The 15,375-nt window shown below is 70.1% G+C and carries 18 protein-coding genes and 1 tRNA gene; 8 read left to right on the forward strand and 11 right to left on the reverse strand.

Features of this window, described 5'->3' with window-relative positions; translation table 11 throughout:
• Window positions 1-2 precede the first annotated feature (2 nt).
• A complete protein-coding gene (acs, locus tag HHUB_RS06920; protein ID WP_059056897.1) occupies window positions 3-1,991 on the reverse strand; it encodes an acetate--CoA ligase in 1,989 nt (662 codons plus the stop codon).
• Window positions 1,992-2,090: 99 nt separating this feature from the next.
• Between acs and HHUB_RS06925 the strand changes: the two genes are divergently transcribed.
• Both HHUB_RS06925 and HHUB_RS17050 read left to right on the forward strand, forming a co-directional pair.
• Complete coding sequence (locus HHUB_RS06925) at window positions 2,091-2,768, forward strand: helix-turn-helix domain-containing protein (protein ID WP_059056900.1); 678 nt, start codon at window positions 2,091-2,093, stop codon at window positions 2,766-2,768.
• Between the two features lie 104 nt (window positions 2,769-2,872).
• Complete coding sequence (locus HHUB_RS17050) at window positions 2,873-3,040, forward strand: hypothetical protein (RefSeq protein WP_169793398.1); 168 nt, start codon at window positions 2,873-2,875, stop codon at window positions 3,038-3,040.
• 52 nt (window positions 3,041-3,092) lie between these two features.
• On the opposite strand, the gene HHUB_RS06930 is transcribed toward HHUB_RS17050, so the two are convergent.
• A complete protein-coding gene (locus HHUB_RS06930; RefSeq protein ID WP_059056902.1) occupies window positions 3,093-4,205 on the reverse strand; it encodes a pyridoxal-phosphate-dependent aminotransferase family protein in 1,113 nt (370 codons plus the stop codon).
• Between the two features lie 211 nt (window positions 4,206-4,416).
• Between HHUB_RS06930 and HHUB_RS06935 the strand changes: the two genes are divergently transcribed.
• Window positions 4,417-4,977: a GNAT family N-acetyltransferase gene (locus HHUB_RS06935; protein WP_082687194.1), complete on the forward strand. Its 561-nt coding sequence runs from the start codon at window positions 4,417-4,419 to the stop codon at window positions 4,975-4,977.
• Here the strand turns inward: HHUB_RS06935 and HHUB_RS06940 are convergent.
• Genes HHUB_RS06940 through HHUB_RS06950 form a run of 3 tightly spaced genes read right to left on the reverse strand, consistent with a single transcriptional unit; the run spans window position 4,974 to window position 6,656 of the window.
• The gene (locus HHUB_RS06940) at window positions 4,974-5,237 is read right to left on the reverse strand and encodes a hypothetical protein (protein WP_082687195.1); all 264 of its coding nucleotides are present in this window, start codon (window positions 5,235-5,237) and stop codon (window positions 4,974-4,976) included. The two genes, HHUB_RS06935 and HHUB_RS06940, sit on opposite strands and share 4 nt — an antisense overlap.
• Complete coding sequence (locus tag HHUB_RS06945) at window positions 5,234-6,235, reverse strand: DUF7490 domain-containing protein (RefSeq protein WP_059056903.1); 1,002 nt, start codon at window positions 6,233-6,235, stop codon at window positions 5,234-5,236. Before HHUB_RS06945 ends, HHUB_RS06940 begins: the two co-directional genes overlap by 4 nt.
• A gap of 43 nt (window positions 6,236-6,278) precedes the next feature.
• Complete coding sequence (locus HHUB_RS06950; protein ID WP_059056905.1) at window positions 6,279-6,656, reverse strand: putative zinc-binding protein; 378 nt, start codon at window positions 6,654-6,656, stop codon at window positions 6,279-6,281.
• A 172-nt stretch (window positions 6,657-6,828) separates the two neighbouring features.
• Here HHUB_RS06950 and HHUB_RS17510 point away from each other — a divergent pair, with 172 nt between their 5' ends.
• Together HHUB_RS17510 and HHUB_RS06955 are read left to right on the forward strand one after the other, a co-directional pair.
• Window positions 6,829-6,951: a hypothetical protein gene (locus HHUB_RS17510; protein WP_256943824.1), complete on the forward strand. Its 123-nt coding sequence runs from the start codon at window positions 6,829-6,831 to the stop codon at window positions 6,949-6,951.
• Window positions 6,952-7,030: 79 nt separating this feature from the next.
• The gene (locus tag HHUB_RS06955; RefSeq protein ID WP_238323934.1) at window positions 7,031-7,450 is read left to right on the forward strand and encodes a hypothetical protein; all 420 of its coding nucleotides are present in this window, start codon (window positions 7,031-7,033) and stop codon (window positions 7,448-7,450) included.
• Here the strand turns inward: HHUB_RS06955 and HHUB_RS06960 are convergent.
• Both HHUB_RS06960 and HHUB_RS06965 read right to left on the reverse strand, forming a co-directional pair.
• The gene (locus tag HHUB_RS06960; RefSeq protein WP_089650154.1) at window positions 7,447-9,159 is read right to left on the reverse strand and encodes a hypothetical protein; all 1,713 of its coding nucleotides are present in this window, start codon (window positions 9,157-9,159) and stop codon (window positions 7,447-7,449) included. The genes HHUB_RS06955 and HHUB_RS06960 overlap by 4 nt on opposite strands.
• 66 nt (window positions 9,160-9,225) lie before the next feature.
• Window positions 9,226-10,044, reverse strand: a complete 819-nt coding sequence (locus HHUB_RS06965) for a hypothetical protein (RefSeq protein ID WP_059056910.1) — start codon at window positions 10,042-10,044, stop codon at window positions 9,226-9,228.
• A gap of 154 nt (window positions 10,045-10,198) precedes the next feature.
• Here HHUB_RS06965 and HHUB_RS06970 point away from each other — a divergent pair, with 154 nt between their 5' ends.
• Complete coding sequence (locus HHUB_RS06970; protein ID WP_059056912.1) at window positions 10,199-10,399, forward strand: DUF7835 family putative zinc beta-ribbon protein; 201 nt, start codon at window positions 10,199-10,201, stop codon at window positions 10,397-10,399.
• A gap of 70 nt (window positions 10,400-10,469) precedes the next feature.
• Here HHUB_RS06970 and HHUB_RS06975 read toward each other — a convergent pair whose 3' ends face one another.
• On the reverse strand, window positions 10,470-11,096 hold the full coding sequence (locus tag HHUB_RS06975; protein ID WP_059056913.1) for a class II aldolase/adducin family protein: 627 nt from the start codon (window positions 11,094-11,096) through the stop codon (window positions 10,470-10,472).
• Window positions 11,096-11,794 carry an HAD family hydrolase gene (locus HHUB_RS06980; protein ID WP_059056914.1) on the reverse strand — a complete coding sequence of 233 codons (699 nt, stop codon included), beginning with the start codon at window positions 11,792-11,794 and terminating at the stop codon, window positions 11,096-11,098. Before HHUB_RS06980 ends, HHUB_RS06975 begins: the two co-directional genes overlap by 1 nt.
• A gap of 107 nt (window positions 11,795-11,901) precedes the next feature.
• Between HHUB_RS06980 and HHUB_RS06985 the strand changes: the two genes are divergently transcribed.
• Window positions 11,902-12,525: a sensor domain-containing protein gene (locus HHUB_RS06985; protein ID WP_059056915.1), complete on the forward strand. Its 624-nt coding sequence runs from the start codon at window positions 11,902-11,904 to the stop codon at window positions 12,523-12,525.
• Window positions 12,526-12,688: 163 nt separating this feature from the next.
• On the opposite strand, the gene HHUB_RS06990 is transcribed toward HHUB_RS06985, so the two are convergent.
• A tRNA-Glu gene (locus HHUB_RS06990) sits at window positions 12,689-12,763 on the reverse strand.
• Between the two features lie 56 nt (window positions 12,764-12,819).
• Entirely contained in the window at window positions 12,820-14,787 is a 1,968-nt protein-coding gene (locus HHUB_RS06995; protein ID WP_059056916.1) for a 3-hydroxyacyl-CoA dehydrogenase/enoyl-CoA hydratase family protein, read from the reverse strand.
• Window positions 14,788-14,940: 153 nt separating this feature from the next.
• Between HHUB_RS06995 and HHUB_RS07000 the strand changes: the two genes are divergently transcribed.
• Window positions 14,941-15,366 (forward strand): hypothetical protein, encoded by a 426-nt coding sequence (locus HHUB_RS07000; RefSeq protein ID WP_059056917.1) that lies wholly within the window; start codon window positions 14,941-14,943, stop codon window positions 15,364-15,366.
• Window positions 15,367-15,375: the final 9 nt, after the last annotated feature.

A 15,375-nucleotide genomic window follows, 5' to 3' on the forward strand; every position in this document is an offset into this window, starting at 1 on the left:
AGTCAGTCGCGCTCGCCGAGCGCGGATTCGAGTTCGCCGACGACCTCGGGGTTGCGGAGCGCGCTGGTGTCCCCGAGGTCGTCGTCGTTGGCGATGTCTTCGAGGAGCCGCCGCATCACCTTCCCGGAGCGCGTCTTCGGGAGTTCGGGCGTGAACACGACCACGTCGGGGACCGCGATGGGGCCGATGGCGGCGTCGACCGCGTCGGTGACGCGCCCGCGGAGCGCGGCCTCGTCGCTGTCCTCAGCGGCGCTGACGTACGCGTAGACGGCTTGTCCCTTGAGGTCGTGGGGGCCGCTGACGACCGCGGCCTCGGCGACGCCCTCGACGTCGGCGATGGCGGACTCGATTTCCATCGTGCCGAAGCGGTGCCCGGAGACGTTGATGACGTCGTCCACGCGCCCCAGCAGCGTGACGTAGCCGTCCTCGTCGACGGTCGCGCCGTCCTCCGTGAAGTACGCCCACTCGTAGTCGGAGAGGTCCGGAAAGACGGGCGCGTGGTCGGCGAACCAGCCGTCGTCCTCGACCATCGACAGCGGCATCCCCGGCCACGGGCTCGTGACGACGAGGTAGCCGGTCTCACCCGGTTCGACGGGCTCGCCGTCGCCGTCCACGACCTTCGCGTCGATGCCGGGCAGTGGGAGGCCCGCGGAGCCCGGCTTCATCTCGTCGACCCCTGGGAGCGTGGTGACCATCATGCCGCCGGTCTCGGTCTGCCACCACGTGTCCACCACCGGGCACTCGCCGTTCCCGATGTGCTCGTGGTACCACTTCCACGCGCGCGGATTGATTGGCTCGCCGACCGTCCCCAGCAAGCGGAGGCTGGAGAGGTCGTGGCTCGCGGGGTGTTGTTCGCCCCACTTCATGAACGCGCGAATCGCGGTCGGCGCGGTGTAGAAGACGTCGACGGCGTTGCGCTCGATGAGCTCCCAGACGCGGTCCTTCTCGGGGTGGTCGGGCGTCCCCTCGTAGAGCATCGTCGTCGAACCGAGCGCGAGCGGCCCGTAGACGGTGTAGGAGTGGCCGGTAATCCAGCCGATGTCCGCCGAGCACCAGTGGGTGTCCTCGGGCCGAATGTCCAGCACGGCGCGGCTCGTCCACGCCGCGTGCGCGAGGTAGCCCCCGGTCGTGTGGCGGACGCCGGTGGGTTCGCCCGTGGTGCCGGACGTGTAGATGAGGAACAGCTGGTCGGTCGCGTCCCGCGGCACGGGCTCGACGGTCTCGCCGCGGTGGGCGGTGACGAGGTCGTCGTAGTCGTACTCGTCGGCGGCCAGCGGCGCGTCGTCGGCCGCGTCGGACGACTCGCCCCCGTCGCGGACGCCGAGGCGGTCCACGACGACGGTCGCCTCGATGCCGTCGTCGAGTGCGATGGCGGCGTTGTCGGCCTTGTTCTTCTGGTGGACGGGCGCGCCGCGGCGGTAGTAGCCGTCGCAGGTGACCAGATATTCGGAGTCGGCGTCGTCCATGCGCATCGCGAGCGCGTCCGCGGAGAACCCCGCGAACACGACGGAGTGCGGTGCGCCGATGCGGGCGCACGCCAGCATCGCGATGGGGAGTTCGGGGACGACGGGCATGTAGAGGGTGACGACGTCCTCCTCCTCGACGCCCAACTCCCGGAGCGCCGCGGCGAACTCGTTGACCTCCCGGTAGAGGTCCAGATACGAGTACGACCGGGACTCGCCGAGCCGCCCCTCCCACGTCAACGCCACCTGGTTCTTGCGCTCGTCGAGGTGGCGGTCCACGCAGTTGTAGCTCGCGTTCAGCTCGCCGCCGTCGAACCACCGGAACGGCGGGCCGTCCCCGCCCAACACGGCGTCGTAGTCGTCGCTCCAGTCGAGGAGGTCGGCGGCACGCGACCAGCAGTCGGGCCACTCCCGCGCGGACTGCTCGCGGAGGTCGGGGTCGGTGACGTTCGCCTGCTCGGCGAACGACGCCGGCGGCTCGATGGCGTCACCGGTGACCGCGTGGTGCCACGACTCGTCGCCCGGCATCGGTTGGAACCTACGGCCTAGCGCGAATAAACGTTCGCCCTGCAGCAAGCCCGCGGGAGCGGCCTGTACACTTACCACGCCGGCGGCCGCAGGGCGCGTATGAGCGTCGTCGCAGAAGTCACGGTGCCGGCTCGCTCCGTCGCGATGGCGGAGACCCTCGCCGCCGCCCCCGAGACAGTCGTGGAGATCGAGCGCGTCGTCGCGCACCCGGACGGCCGACTCACGCCGTACTTCTGGGTGCACGGCGACCTCGACGCCTTCGAGGCGGCGCTCGGCGACGACCCGACCGTCGACGAGGCGACGCGGCTGGACACCCACGAGTCGGAGGCGCTGTACCGCGCCGAGTGGCCGGTCGGCGTCGAGTCGGTGGCGAACGCGGTCGTCGAGACGGGCGGCACGCTCGTCTCCGCGACCGGCCAGCGGGGCAACTGGGAGCTCCGCATCCGGTTCGAGGACCCCGGCCAGCTCCCGTCGTTCTCGACGTACTGTGAGCGCCACGACGTCGATTACGGCGTCCAGCGCGTCTATCGGTCGGAGGAGGCGGGCGCGCCCGACCGCTTCGGCGTCACCGAGAAGCAACGCGAGGCGCTTGTCGCTGCCCGCGACGCGGGGTTCTACGAGGTCCCGCCGGCGGCGACGATGGCGGAGGTCGCCGACGACCTCGGCATCAGCCAGCAGGCGCTCTCGAAGCGCCTGCGCCGCGGCCACGGCAACCTCGTCGGCGACGTCTTCGACGCGCCGGAACCGACCGAGGGCGAACCGACGACGAACTCGTGACCGCGCCAAATCAGGGACGCGCGACGGCCGACGGTACTTGAGTGGGTTGTATATACTAGGCGAGCTCTCATCGGTGGGAGCCGACTGCGTTCGGGTACGCGACGATGGACGACGACAGCGACACCGGCGGGTCACCCGACGTCATCGTAGGTTGTACGGACTGCAACAGCACGTACCCCGCACAGCGGGCCGGCGACGGCTTCCGCCCCATCGGCACGGACGGCACCTGCGACTGCGGGAACGACGAGTTCGAGACTATCGACGCGGACTGAACGGCTCCCAGCTGGGAGCGCTCTTTTAGCGGCTCCCGAGAAACAGCTCAGCCTAGAGGCCGGCGACGTCCTCGATGGCGTCGGTCAGCGCCTCGATGCTCTCGACGGTGTGCTCGCCCATGTGGCCGATGCGGAACGTCTCCCCGCCGAGCGTCGAGCCGTAGCCGTTCGAGAACACCATGTCGTACTCCGCGGAGACCTCCTCGATGACCGCCGCGACGTCGAGGTTCTGGGTGTTCTCGATGCAGCTCACCGTCTGGGACTCGTAGCCCTCCTCGGGGAAGACGTCGAAGTGCTCGTAGGCCCACTCGCGGGTGTACTCGGCCATCTCCCGGTGGCGCTGGTCGCGTGCGCGGTGGCCCTCGTCGAGCATGTGCTTCATCTGCTTGCGGTACGCGAGCATGACGGGAATCGCGGGCGTGGAATGGGTCTGTCCCTTCCGGTCGTAGTAGTCCAGCGAGCGCTGGAAGCCGCCGTACCACGACGCCTCGTCTTTCTCCAGCTCGCGGTCGTAGGCGTCGTCGCTGACCACGCAGACCGCGAGTCCCGGCGGCATCGCGAACGCCTTCTGCGTGGACGCGAAGATGACGTCGATGCCGTGTTCGTCGATGTCCACGTAGTCGCCGCCCAGCGCGGAGACAGCGTCCACGACGAAGTACGTGTCCGGGTAGTCGGCGACGACGTCGCCGATTTCCTCGATGGGGTTGCGGACGCCCGTCGAACTCTCGTTCATCACGGTGGCGACGACGTCGTAGTGCTTGTCGCTGGACTCCAGCGCGTCCCGGATGTCGCCGGGCTTGACCGCCTCCCCCCAGTCGTACTCGAGGCGGTCGACGTCCTTCCCGAGCCGCTCGGCGACGTTCGCGTGGCGCTCGCTGAAGCTCCCGCAGGTCGGCACGAGGATGTTCTCGTCGACGAGGTTCAGCGTCGAGGCCTCCCAGAACTCCGTCCCGGAGGCGGTGAGGATGACGACGTCGTTGTCGGTGTCGAGGAACGTCTTCGTGTCCTCGACGATGGTCGTGTAGAGGTCGGTCATCCGGTCCATGCGGTGGCCGAACATCGGCTCGCACATCGCCTCCAGCACGTCGTCGCGGACTTCCGTCGGCCCCGGGATGTACAGCGTCTTGTCGTCGTAGTCGCCGGTGTACTCGCGTTTTTCGGTCATGGGAGCGGCTGAACAGCGACTCCTTCACAGCAACGCGGGATGTGTGTTTTGATAGAGTCCACACTGGCCGGCGGTCGCGCCGGGAGCCACCGCAGTCCCGCGTTTCCCAGAAGGCTGGAATCGTACGCCCGTTTTCCGAGGGAGCCCGCCGTAGGGGGAAGTGAGGACGAACCACGCGAGACCACCCCGGACCCACCACGGACACCCCACTATGCCACCCAACACGACGCAGACGGCCGACGCCCCCACCGGTAGCATCGGCACCGAGCACCCGCCGCAGTCCGACGACCGGTTCCCCGTGCCGCCGGTGGAGTTCCGCGACGACGAGGACCGCCGCGTCTCGATTCACTCCGTCGGCGCCAGCGACTTCGACGCCTTGGCCGCGATGTACGACGACTTCGGGCCGGAGAGCCGCGCCCAGCGCATCCCGCCGGCCGACGAGCGCCGCCGCCACGACTGGCTGGAGACGCTGCTCGCGGAGGGCTGGGACGTCGCCGCCTACCACGAGGGGCGGCCGGTCGGGCACGCGACGCTCGTCCCCATCGAGGAGTCGGCCGCCGAACTCGCCATCTTCGTCGCGCCCGGCTACCAGCTCGCCGGCATCGGCTCGCGGCTGCTGCGGACGCTGCTGGGCTACGGGCGCGCGCACGGCGTCGAACGCGTCTGGCTGACCGTCGACCGCACGAACCGCGTCGCGCTGAACCTCTACCGGTCGGTCGGGTTCGAGGCCGTCGGCGGCGGCGCGGAGCGCGAGATGGAAATCGAGCTCTAGGCGAGCTCGCGGACGACCAGCGAGATGCCGATGCCGGTCGCCAGCAGGACGAGCAGGTTGAACGCCGCGCGGAACAGCGAGCGGAACTCGGGGCCGATCCACTCGCCGATTGCGGCGTTCGCGCTCGTGTAGAACTGGAAGAGCGCGACGACCGCGAGCACGCTCAACACGAGCAGCGCGCCCCGGAGCAGGAGGTCGCGGACGTCGCGTCCGTCGGTGGCCGGTTCGTCGGTCGGCGCGGAGTCAGGTTCGTCGGTCATGAGCGTGTCCTCGAAGCGATGGCTGCGCCGATTGCGAGCGCGACGACAGCGAGCACGGGCCCGAACCCGGGGATGCCACCGCCGCTCGTCGCCCCGCCGTCGGCCGTCGGCTGTTGCTGGTCCCGTCCGCCCGTGCGCTCGAAGTCCTCGACGCGGAGGCCGACGTCGCGGACGGTCGTGTTGGCCTCGATGCGTTCCTGCGGGTCGAGGTTCGCCGCGCTGCGCGCCGCGTCCACGACGACGCCGCCCCGGCGCAGGACCGCGTCGAGGTAGTAGTTGTAGCCGGCCGGCACCGTGACCGTCGCGTTCGGGGCGACGGTCTCACCGGGCGCGAGTTCCGAGACCGAAATTGTCGTGCGCGCGGCGACGATGTTCGACTCGGCCTGCCGCACGATGAGTTCGATCGTGACCGGGCCGGTCGGCTCGGCGCCGCTGTTCGTGAGGTACGTCGAGACGTCCAGCGCCGTCCGGTTCGGGCCGGCGTCGGCGACCGCGTACTGAACCGACGGGAGCCCGGCGGCGAAGTCGTGGAACGCCGCGCGGCCGCCCGCCTGCACGGTGCCGACGCCGCGGACCGTCTTCGAGACCGTGCCGACCCGCTGGTCGTCGCTGTACAGCACCGTCTCGATGCGGTAGCCGCCCTCGCGGGAGACCGAGACGTTCACCTCGACGGGGACCTCCCGGTCGCCGGAGATTTCGTCGACGCCGACCTCCCGGGTCGCTTCGACGAGCCCGGAGTCGAGGTCGACCGCGCGCACGAGGACGCTGACGTTCTCGGAGGTGCCGCCGCGGTGCTGGAGGTACGACGTCACCCCGAGCGTGACCGTGCCGCCGGAGACGCCGTTGGTGGCAATCGTCACTTCCTGCACGTCGGCGTAGCCGGGGCGCGCGTCCTCGGGTTCGCCGTCGGCGAACACGCCGGGGACGGCGACCATCGTCGCTGTGGAGGCGACGAGCAACAGGGCGATGCCGACGGCCAACACTCGCTCCCGACGCATAGCTGACAGTTTCAGCCAACGCCGCCAAGGGCTTTGTGGTGGGTCAGGCCGTCGGCGCGAGCCCTTCGACAGCCTGCACGAGGTCGTCGTAGAGGGCCTCGGCCTGCTCGTCGTCGTAGTCGGTGTGGTACTCCTTGGGGACGCCGCGCTCGGCGAGGTTGACGTGTCGGTCCGGGGTGACGTCGTGCTGTTCGAGGCTCTTGCGCGCGCACTCCAGCGGACAGCCGTCGACGACGAGCATCGGCCGGCCGGAGGTGGCGGTGTTCACGAGCGGCGCGACGTCGCCGCCGACGCCCGCGATGCAGGACATCTCGGCGTGCTCTTCACGGTCGAGCCTGACTGCGAGGTCGTTGGCCATCTGCGCGGCGCTCGAACAGCCCGAACACGAGTACACCAGCGGGAGGTCGTCGTAGTCGGTCATCACGCCTCCGTTGGCGGTTCCGCCCCGAAAGCCGTCCCCCGAAATTGTTCGCCTCCACCACCTCGGAGTGTGAGACGGCGAGACACACCGAGACAAAACTTATTGTACCGGCGCAAAATTGACGAATCGACAGCGGCTCGGAGCGACCGAGTCCACACCGGGTGACACACCGATGATGACCACACTCCACGCACCGGACGCCCGCTCGAGTAGCGGGCCGTCCTGGGTCTCCGTGGGGTTCGTGGTCGCCGGCTACCGCCCGAACGCGCAGTCCGCGTCCACCCTCGCCGCGTGAAGCGGCACCGAACCCCCGGGGAGGACGCGGCTGCCGTGCCCGACTGCGACGGGACTGCGTCTTCTCCGCGGGTCGAGTGGTGAGCGCGGGCTGTCGCTCCCGACAGCCCGTGGACGCCGGCCTCGCCGGCGCCGAGTTCGACTCTCGGCGGGAGCCTATGGCTACTGCCAGCCAGCAGGTCCGCCTCGTCGCGGACCTCACGATGCACGTACCGCGCGACACCGCCGGCGACCTGGAGTGTGGCGCCGCGAGCGTCGTCGAAGGTGTCGATGCCGTCACCGGCGTCGAAGCGGTAGACGTCACCGACCTCCGGCCGCGCCTGAACGACCTCCAGATCGACGCGACGGTCACCGTCGCCGTGGAGACGCCCGCGGACGAGGACAGCGAAGCCGCGGCGCGAGCCGCGTTAGCAGACGGCTTCGGCGTCGATGCGGTCGAGCGCGTCCGCCTCGACCGCGCACAGGGCGGCGCGGAGACGCCCGTCCTCGAACACGGCTAACGGTAGCGCGGTTCGCTGTCCCGACCCGGCACGCCGGGGTCGTCGGCGAGCGCGTCCTCGCGTTCGTCCGGGAGGACGCCGGGGTCTGCGCTCCCGACCGCGCCCGGGTCCGTCTCCGTCAGCGAGTCGTGGAGCGTCGGGATGTCGTCGAGGCTCGGCCCCGCGTCAGGGTCCGGCCGAAGCACGGGCTGGGGGCGCGCGCCCCCCTCGCGGCTCTCCCCGCCGGTATCTTCGCCCGCGGCCTCGGCGTCGTCGAGTTTCGCCTCGATGCGGGCGACCGAGCGCTCGAACCCCACGGCCTCGTAGTGGTCGAGCGCGGCTTCGAGGTGCGCGAGGCGGTCGCCGTCGTCGTCAGCGACGATGGCGCGGCGCTCGTGGCGCTGGCCTTCGAGGTGGTCGCGCATCTCCGCGAACCGGTCGTCGGGCACGCCCTGCTCGCGGAGGTCGGCGAGCGCGTCGTCGAGGACTTCGACCGCGCGCTCGTGGTCGCCGGTCGTCGATAGCATATTCGACCGCACGACGGCGTGGCTGTACGTCGGCTCCCACGGGTCGAGGAACGAGTGCGACTCGGCGACCCCGCGGGCCGTCTCGAAGTGTTCGAGCGCGAGCGCGTGGTTGCGCTTGCTCCGGTGGCGGTGGGCAGCCGCGCGGGCGCGCTCGTAGTCGGCGTGGCCCGCGACCCACTCCAGGTCGATGGTGCGGGCGGCCGCGGCGGCGCCCTCGTGGAGGAGTTCGTCCGCGCGGGAGTCCGAGCGGCCGACCTCGCCCGTCCAGTAGAGCGCGTTCGCCAGCACGTACGCGAACGTCGGGAGCGACTCGCCGGCGGCGGGGAGGACGGCGTCGCGCCACGCCGCGCCGCGGTCCCAGTAGTCCGCGCGCTCGGCGGCTGCCTTCGCGTCCGCGAAGTCGGCGTGGTCGGTGTTAGCGCCGCGGCGTGCGGCGGCCTGTTTCGCGTCGCGGACGCCGGCGGTGCGCGCGACCTGCGCGAGGTAGTGCGCGAGGAAGCGGCCGTCGCCGCGCTCGGCGAGCAGCGGCAGCTCGTAGCCGAGGTCCGCGAGGAACCGCTTCGTCTCGGCGGGCGTGTCGTGAGCGACGAACGTGGTGTCCGCGAGCGCGTCCAACACGTCCACGTCGCCGACGGCGTCCACCCCGTCCAGTCCCTCGACCAGCGCCTCGAACTCGTCGGCCGTCCCGACCGGCGGGCCGGCACCGGTCGTCGCGGCGATGCGCACGAGGTCGTAGCGGGTCGCGTGGAGGTCGTCGGACGCTCCCTCACTCGCAGTGGCGAGTGTGTCCACGAGCGCGACGAACCCCTCGACGTCGAGGAACGGTCCACAGGCGAGCGCGAGCGCGACCGGGGAGTCAGCACCCGCGAGCAGGTCGTGGGCCGCCGCCTCGTCCCCGTCGATTGCGGCCGTGAGGGCGTCGTCGAACGTCGGGCCGGGGAGCCGGAAGGCCACGGTGGCGTCGTCGTTGCGAAGGCGGACTCGCGCGAGGCCAGCGCCGTCGGGGGCGGTGACCCACAGGGTTCCGTCCTCCCACGCGGTGTCGCAATCGGACGCGTGGACGGTGGCGTCCGAGGGTGCCGGAACGGAGAGCGTGTAGCGCCGCTGGGGGTCGCCGTCGGCGAGTTCGTGGTCGCCGGCGACGCGCGTGACGGTCACGGTGCCGCCCGGAGCGGGACGGGTCCAGCGGAAGCGCCGCGTCATTACGCCGCGGTAGGGGCCGGCGCGGCTTCAGGGCACGGATTCCACACCACACGTCCGCAATCCGAGTTACGCGTCCAGCAGTCGCCGGGCGCGGTCCGCGGCGGCCGACTCGAACGCGTCGCGGTCGATTGGCACGTCGTCGCCGTAGAGGCGCGCGTACTCCTCGCGTGCCAGCAGTTCCAGCACGCGCTCGACAGTTTCGTCGGCGCCGCCGGACGGGCTAGCGGCCTCGCGCGCTCGCCGGACGCGCTCGTCGGTGACGAACTGCTCGGCGAGGGCCGCGGGGTCGGCGTCGAACGCCACCGGTTCGGGCGCCGTCAGCGAGTCGGCGCGGAGGAGCGCGCGGTCGCCGGTCTTGTTCCGGACGAGCACGCCCGCCGCGGTGCCGTCGCGCCACGACGACGCGGGGACGGCGTAGTCCTCGGGGTCGAAGTCCGCACCCCGGACCTCTTTCGCGACGGCGGGCAGCGGCGTCAGTCCGAGGCGGTCGTAGAGTGTCTCTACCGCGTCCGGCGGCAGGAGTCGGTCGTCGCCGGCGTGGTAGACGTCGAAGCCGAGGAACCTCGGGAGCGACGCCCAGTCGTAGTCAAGGGGCTGTTGGCGGGTAGCGGTGCCATAGAAGACGGCCGATTCGACGTCGTCGAGCGCCGCGCGGAGCGCGTCCCGGTCGAAGCGCTCGCGGACGTGCCGGACGGCGTGGCGGTAGCCCGGGGGCACGTCGTCGTGGTCGAAGACGCGGTCGGCGTCCCCGAAGCGGAGGAGGCCCGACTCGCGGAGCTGCACGCGGAGCGGACCGCCACACGCCCACTCCTGAATCCAGAGGTGGCCGTCGAGCAGCGAGGGCGGAGCGTCCGCGGCGGTCGGGAGCGACGGGAACGCGCGCATCTCGTGACGGTAGCGACTCCGCTGGCGTAAGCGTTCGGTCGGCGGCGTAGTATTCGTGGGGGACGTTTGCACGACGCACGTCCACGGCCACCTAATCACTTAGGCATACATCCGAAGGGCGTACGGTAGCATTGTTGAGATGAGGTCTGGTCCGATGGCAAGCAAGAACGTCCAATCCGACGGCATCGTCGAACAGTGCGCCGAGTGCGGTCGCGAACAGCCACACGAGGTGTCCATCGACATCCTCACGGAGAGCGACGACGACCAGAACGCGGAGTTCTCCCGCGAGCCGTACCGGGTCGCGGAGTGCAAGGCCTGCGGGGCCACCAGCAAGACCCGGATGAACAACGCGTAACCGTGGCGTGCGCGACGCGATCGGGGGCCGCCGCCCCGTCAGCCCGACTACTTTCGCCCGTCGGTGACCGTCACTGGCCGTAGGACCGGAACTTCTCCTCGACAGTCGCTAGCTGGTCCTCACTCAGTTCCGCGGGCGTCCCGTGCTGGCGCGCCTGCAAGTACACCCGGCAGAGGTTCTCCACGACGAACGTGTTCTCGACGGCCGACGCGAGGTCGTCGCCGGTGACGACGAGGCCGTGATGGGCCAAGATGCAGGCCTTCGAGTCCGCGGCCTCCATCTCTTCGACGACCAGTTCCGCGAGGTCGTCCGTGCCGTACGGCGCGTAGTCCGCGACCGGCACTTTCCGCCCGACCGCCGTAATCATGTAGTGAACCGGCGGGAGCTCCTCGCCGAGCACCGCGAGCGTCGTCGCCCACGTCGAGTGCGTGTGGACGATGGCGCCCGCGTCCAGCCGCCGGTAGATGCCGGTGTGCATCGGCACCTCGCTGGTCGGCTTCATGTCGCCGGCGACGACCTCGCCGTCCAGCGACACCACCGGGACGTCCGCGGGGTCGAACTCGTCGTAGGGGACGCCGGTCGGCGTCGCGGCGAACCGGTCGCCGCGGCGCACGCTCAGGTTCCCCGTGCGTCCGGGGGTCAGTTCCGCCAGCGTCGGTGCGTGGTCGACGACCGCGACGCGTTCGCGAGCGAGCATTACAGTACCACCTCTAAGACCTCGGCGAAGCCATCAATCTGGTGGTCGGGCCGGCAGTGACCGGTCTCGTCGTCGGCCGTCTCGTTGAACAACACCGTCGTCAGCCCCACCGCGTTCCCGCCCTCCACGTCGGCTTCCACGTCGTCCCCAACCATCACGGTCTCGCTGGGCCGCCGGTCGAGCTTCGCGAGCGGCAGCGTGAACATGTCGCTGGCTGGCTTCTCGCGGCCCGTCTCCTCGGAGGTCAACACGAGGTCCACGTGCTCCTCGATGCCCAGCGCGTCGATTTTCTCCATCTGGATGCGCGTCGTGAGGTTGCTCACGATGGCGACGTCTACGCCCGCCGCCTGCAGTTCCGCGAGCGTCTCCCGCACGCCCTCGAACAGTTTCATCTCCTCGACGTACGTCTCCCAGTACGCCTCCCCGAGCGCGAGCGCGTCCCGCGAGCGGTGCGTGCCGGTGTGAATCTCCAGCGCGCGCTTGAAGTAGAGGAACCGCTCGTGGGCCGACGCCGTCCCCGCGAGTTCGCGTTTCACCTCGCGTCGCCCCTCCATGTAGAGGTCGTCGAACGCCGCCCGCGAGAGGTCGTACCCCCGGTCGTTGGCGGCCTCCCACGCCGCCGCCTTCCCCGCCTCGTTGCACTCCGGGTACGAGTACAGCGTGTCGTCGAGGTCGAAGAACACCGCCTCGTAGCTCATACCACCGCGTTCGCCCGAACCCGTGTTAGCAGTCACGGTCGCGGGGCCGCCAGCCGACAGCGAGAACGCGGCGGCCTTTTTGTGTCCACGGGCGGAACCGACTCTTGATGAGCACGACTCGCGCGCCCGCCGACCGCCTCCGGTCGTTCGTCGGCGTGCTCGGGGACCGACGCACCTACCGGCGAGTGCTCTACCTGCTCGCCGCGATGCCGCTCGGCTTCCTCTACTACCTCCTGCTCACGTTCGGGTTCGTGTTCGGCGTCGCGCTCGCCGTGTTCGTCGTCGGCGTCCCCGTCCTGCTGGCGACGCTGCTGGTCGCGCGCGTCCTCGCCGACTGGGAGCGCCGCCTCGCGAACGCGCTCCTCGACACCGACATCGCGCCCCGCGACGGCCTCCCGTCGCTCTCCGAGGACGGCGTGCTCGCCGCCGTCAGTGCGCTCGTCCGCTCGAACACCACGTGGCGCAGCGTCGCCTTCCTCGTCGTGAAGTCGCTGGTCGGCTTCCTCGCGTGGCTGTTCGTCCTCCTCGCCGGTGTCGGCGCGCTCGTTCTCCTCCTCGCCCCGCTCGGCGGTATCGCCACCGTCCTCGGGTGGACCATCGACACCCTCCCCGAACGACTGCTCGCGCTCCCGCTCGGCGTGTTACTCGCGCTCACCACCGTCCACGTGCTCGTCGCCGCAGCCGACCAGACCGGGGACATCGCAACTGCGTTGCTCGGGAGCGAAGAGTAGAGTTTGGCGGGTGCGGTCGGTCAGGGATTTGAACCCGATGCCAGACCTCGCTGACTCACGGTTCCACCGTTCATCTTTCCGAGGTTGCTTCGCAACCTCGCACCGCTCGGTCTGCCGTGGTTCGAACCCTTCGCTGCGCGCTTTTCTCACTTCGTTCGAAAAGTGCTCGGTCAGGGATTTGAACCCTGGTCGTCGGCTCGAAAGGCCAACATGATTGGCCGGACTACACCAACCGAGCGACACTCGTTGGTACCCGGGAGAATTGTTTAAACGTGTCGTTCTGCCGTGGCCGTGTCAGTGGCCCTCGAAGTCGGGGTCGCGGTCGCCGGTGAACGCCGCGATGCCCTCCATGAGGTCCTGGGTGTTCATCAGCTGGCCGAACGCCTGCGCCTCGGCTTCGAGGCCGGCGTCCGTGGAGTCGCGGCCGGCGAGCATCGCGCGCTTCGTGTACTTCTGGGCGATGGGCGGGCCGGCGGCGAGGTCGCGGGCGAGCTCCCACGCGCGGTCGTCGAGTTCGTCGTTCGGGACGACCTCGTTGATGAACCCGTAGTCCTCCAGCTCAGCGGCCTCGTAGCGGTCCGCGGTGAAGATGATTTCCTTCGCGCGGCCCTCGCCGACGATGTTCTTGAGGCGCTGGGTGCCGCCCCAGCCCGGCAGGAGGCCGAGGTTGTGCTCGGGCTGGCCGAGTTCGGAGCGCTCGCTGGCGACGCGGAGGTCCGCGCACGTCGCCAGTTCCATCCCGCCGCCGAGACAGTAGCCGTCGATGCCCGCGACGACGGGCACGTCGGCGGCTTCGAGTTTGCCGAACGTCTGCTGGCCCTTCCGGGAGAGCTCCACGGCGTCGATGGGGTCCGCGCTGCCCGCCATCGAGGTGACGTCCGCGCCCGCGGAGAACGCCTTCTCGCCGGCGCCCGTGAGGAGGATGGCGCGCACGTCGTCGTCGCCGTCGAGGTCGTCGACGGCGTTCGCGAGGTCGTCGAGGAGGTCCTCGCTAATGGTGTTCATGCGGTGCGGGCGGTCGAGTTCCACGTGCGCGACGTTGTCCTCGACGGTCACGACGAGGTTCTCGTAGGACGCCGCTTCGTCCTCCGTTTCGGCGCCGTAGAACCCCTCACCGGCGTCCGCGAGCCGCTGGAGTTCGTCGGCGGGCCCGTAGCGCGGTGCGCCGGTGTCCTCGTAGGCCGCTTCGAGCGCCTCGTGGAGGTGCGCGAGGCCGGCGTCGTCGGCCATCTTCGCGGGGCCCTCGGGGTAGCCGGCGCCGAGCTGGACGGCCTCGTCGATTTCCGCGGGGTCGGCGACGTCGTTGCCGACGAGCTTCGCGACCTCGTTGGCCATCACGGCGAGCAGGCGGTCCGCGACGTCCTCGCGAATCTGGTCGGTCGGAACGTCGGCACCACCTTCCTCGTAGACGTAGAAGCCACGGCCGGTCTTCTTCCCGAGGTCCTCAGCGTCTACCTTCTCGACGAGCAGCGGGCACGGCTCGTAGGCCTCGCCGAGCACGCCCTGCATGTAGTCGAGGACGTCGTAGGAGACGTCGACGCCGACCTGGTCGGCGAGCTCGAACGCGCCCATCGGCAGACCGAGGTCGTACTTCGTCGTGGAGTCGACTTCCTCGATGGTGGCGACGTCGTCGTGGACGAGCCACGCGGCCTCGTTCAGCAGCGGGACGAGCACGCGGTTGACGATGAACCCCGGGGAGTCCTTGCGGACGCGAACCGGCGTCTTCCCCATCTCCTCGGCGAGATCCTCGGTGAGGTCGAGCACGTCGTCGTCGCTGTGCTCGCCCGCGATGACCTCCACGAGCTGCATCCGCACGGGCGGATTGAAGAAGTGCATCCCGCAGAACCGCTCGGGGCGGTCGGTGACCTCCGACAGCTCCGTGATCGAGAGGCTGGAGGTGTTCGTCGCGAACACCGCGTGGTCGGGCGCGTGCTGTTCGAGCTCCCGGTAGACGTTCTGCTTGATGTCCATCTTCTCCGGGACGGCCTCGACGACGAAGTCGGCGTCCTCGACGGCCGCCTCCAGGTCCACGATGGGAGTGACGCGGTCGAGGGCGGCGTCGGCCTCGTCGTCGCCGATCTGGTCGTTCTCCGCGAGCTTCCCCAGCGACCACTCGATCTGGTCGTAGCCGTTCTGCACGAACTCCTCTTTGATGTCGCGGAGGTTCACGTCGAAGCCCGCCAGCGCCGCCACTTCCGCGATGCCGTGGCCCATGTTTCCGGCGCCCAGCACCGCGATGGTCTCGATGTCATCAACGTCCATGGTAGTACACCCGCCGGGAGCCCCGTTGAAGCTTTCCCTCTCCGCGAGTGTGAACGTCTCACGGGTTTACACGCGTGGAAACTGACGGCTCTGAGTCTGGGTGCCGGCGGCGAGACGCAACGCACTTGTCGGCGTCCCGAAAACCGCTCCGGCGTGAACACCCAGCAACGCGCCGCCGCCCTCGGTCTCGTCGCCGGCGTCGTCCACACGCTGGTCGTACTGGTCGCCCTCGAATCGCTCACCGGCGGGTTCACCACCTCGACTGGACGGCTGTTCCTCCAGTCGTTGGCCTCAACGCTCGTGTCGCTGGCCGTGATTCCCGGCGTCCCGCTGTACGGCGCGTGGCGGATGCGCGTCCGCGAGTCGCCGACCCGACACGCCGCGCTCGTCGGCGTCGGCGCGGGCGTCGCGGTCGCCGTCAGCTATCCGCTGGTCACCGCGGCGAGCGTCGGCGCGCCGTTCGGCGAGGCGCTCGGGATTCGGCTCGTCGGCCCCTACCTCGTGAACGGGCTCTCGCCCGCGGTGTACAGCGGCGTCGCTGCGCTGGCGGGGTTCCTGCTCGCGGGTCGAAACGCGTAGATTCCCGCA

The sequence above is a fragment of the Halobacterium hubeiense genome, from assembly GCF_001488575.1.
In the GTDB taxonomy this organism is placed as follows: domain Archaea; phylum Halobacteriota; class Halobacteria; order Halobacteriales; family Halobacteriaceae; genus Halobacterium; species Halobacterium hubeiense.

What these genes read in the sequence shown, in the direction of transcription:
- HHUB_RS17510 (WP_256943824.1), top strand. Translation starts at nt 6,829, where the DNA reads ATGATGACCACACTCCACGCACCGGACGCCCGCTCGAGTAGCGGGCCG.
- HHUB_RS06935 (WP_082687194.1), top strand. Translation starts at nt 4,417, where the DNA reads ATGCCACCCAACACGACGCAGACGGCCGACGCCCCCACCGGTAGCATC.
- acs (WP_059056897.1), bottom strand. Translation starts at nt 1,991, where the DNA reads ATGCCGGGCGACGAGTCGTGGCACCACGCGGTCACCGGTGACGCCATC.
- HHUB_RS06975 (WP_059056913.1), bottom strand. Translation starts at nt 11,096, where the DNA reads ATGCTCGCTCGCGAACGCGTCGCGGTCGTCGACCACGCACCGACGCTG.
- HHUB_RS17050 (WP_169793398.1), top strand. Translation starts at nt 2,873, where the DNA reads ATGGACGACGACAGCGACACCGGCGGGTCACCCGACGTCATCGTAGGT.
- HHUB_RS06960 (WP_089650154.1), bottom strand. Translation starts at nt 9,159, where the DNA reads ATGACGCGGCGCTTCCGCTGGACCCGTCCCGCTCCGGGCGGCACCGTG.
- HHUB_RS06940 (WP_082687195.1), bottom strand. Translation starts at nt 5,237, where the DNA reads ATGACCGACGAACCTGACTCCGCGCCGACCGACGAACCGGCCACCGAC.
- HHUB_RS06995 (WP_059056916.1), bottom strand. Translation starts at nt 14,787, where the DNA reads ATGGACGTTGATGACATCGAGACCATCGCGGTGCTGGGCGCCGGAAAC.
- HHUB_RS06965 (WP_059056910.1), bottom strand. Translation starts at nt 10,044, where the DNA reads ATGCGCGCGTTCCCGTCGCTCCCGACCGCCGCGGACGCTCCGCCCTCG.
- HHUB_RS06945 (WP_059056903.1), bottom strand. Translation starts at nt 6,235, where the DNA reads ATGCGTCGGGAGCGAGTGTTGGCCGTCGGCATCGCCCTGTTGCTCGTC.
- HHUB_RS06980 (WP_059056914.1), bottom strand. Translation starts at nt 11,794, where the DNA reads ATGAGCTACGAGGCGGTGTTCTTCGACCTCGACGACACGCTGTACTCG.
- HHUB_RS06930 (WP_059056902.1), bottom strand. Translation starts at nt 4,205, where the DNA reads ATGACCGAAAAACGCGAGTACACCGGCGACTACGACGACAAGACGCTG.
- HHUB_RS06970 (WP_059056912.1), top strand. Translation starts at nt 10,199, where the DNA reads ATGGCAAGCAAGAACGTCCAATCCGACGGCATCGTCGAACAGTGCGCC.
- HHUB_RS06950 (WP_059056905.1), bottom strand. Translation starts at nt 6,656, where the DNA reads ATGACCGACTACGACGACCTCCCGCTGGTGTACTCGTGTTCGGGCTGT.
- HHUB_RS06985 (WP_059056915.1), top strand. Translation starts at nt 11,902, where the DNA reads ATGAGCACGACTCGCGCGCCCGCCGACCGCCTCCGGTCGTTCGTCGGC.
- HHUB_RS06925 (WP_059056900.1), top strand. Translation starts at nt 2,091, where the DNA reads ATGAGCGTCGTCGCAGAAGTCACGGTGCCGGCTCGCTCCGTCGCGATG.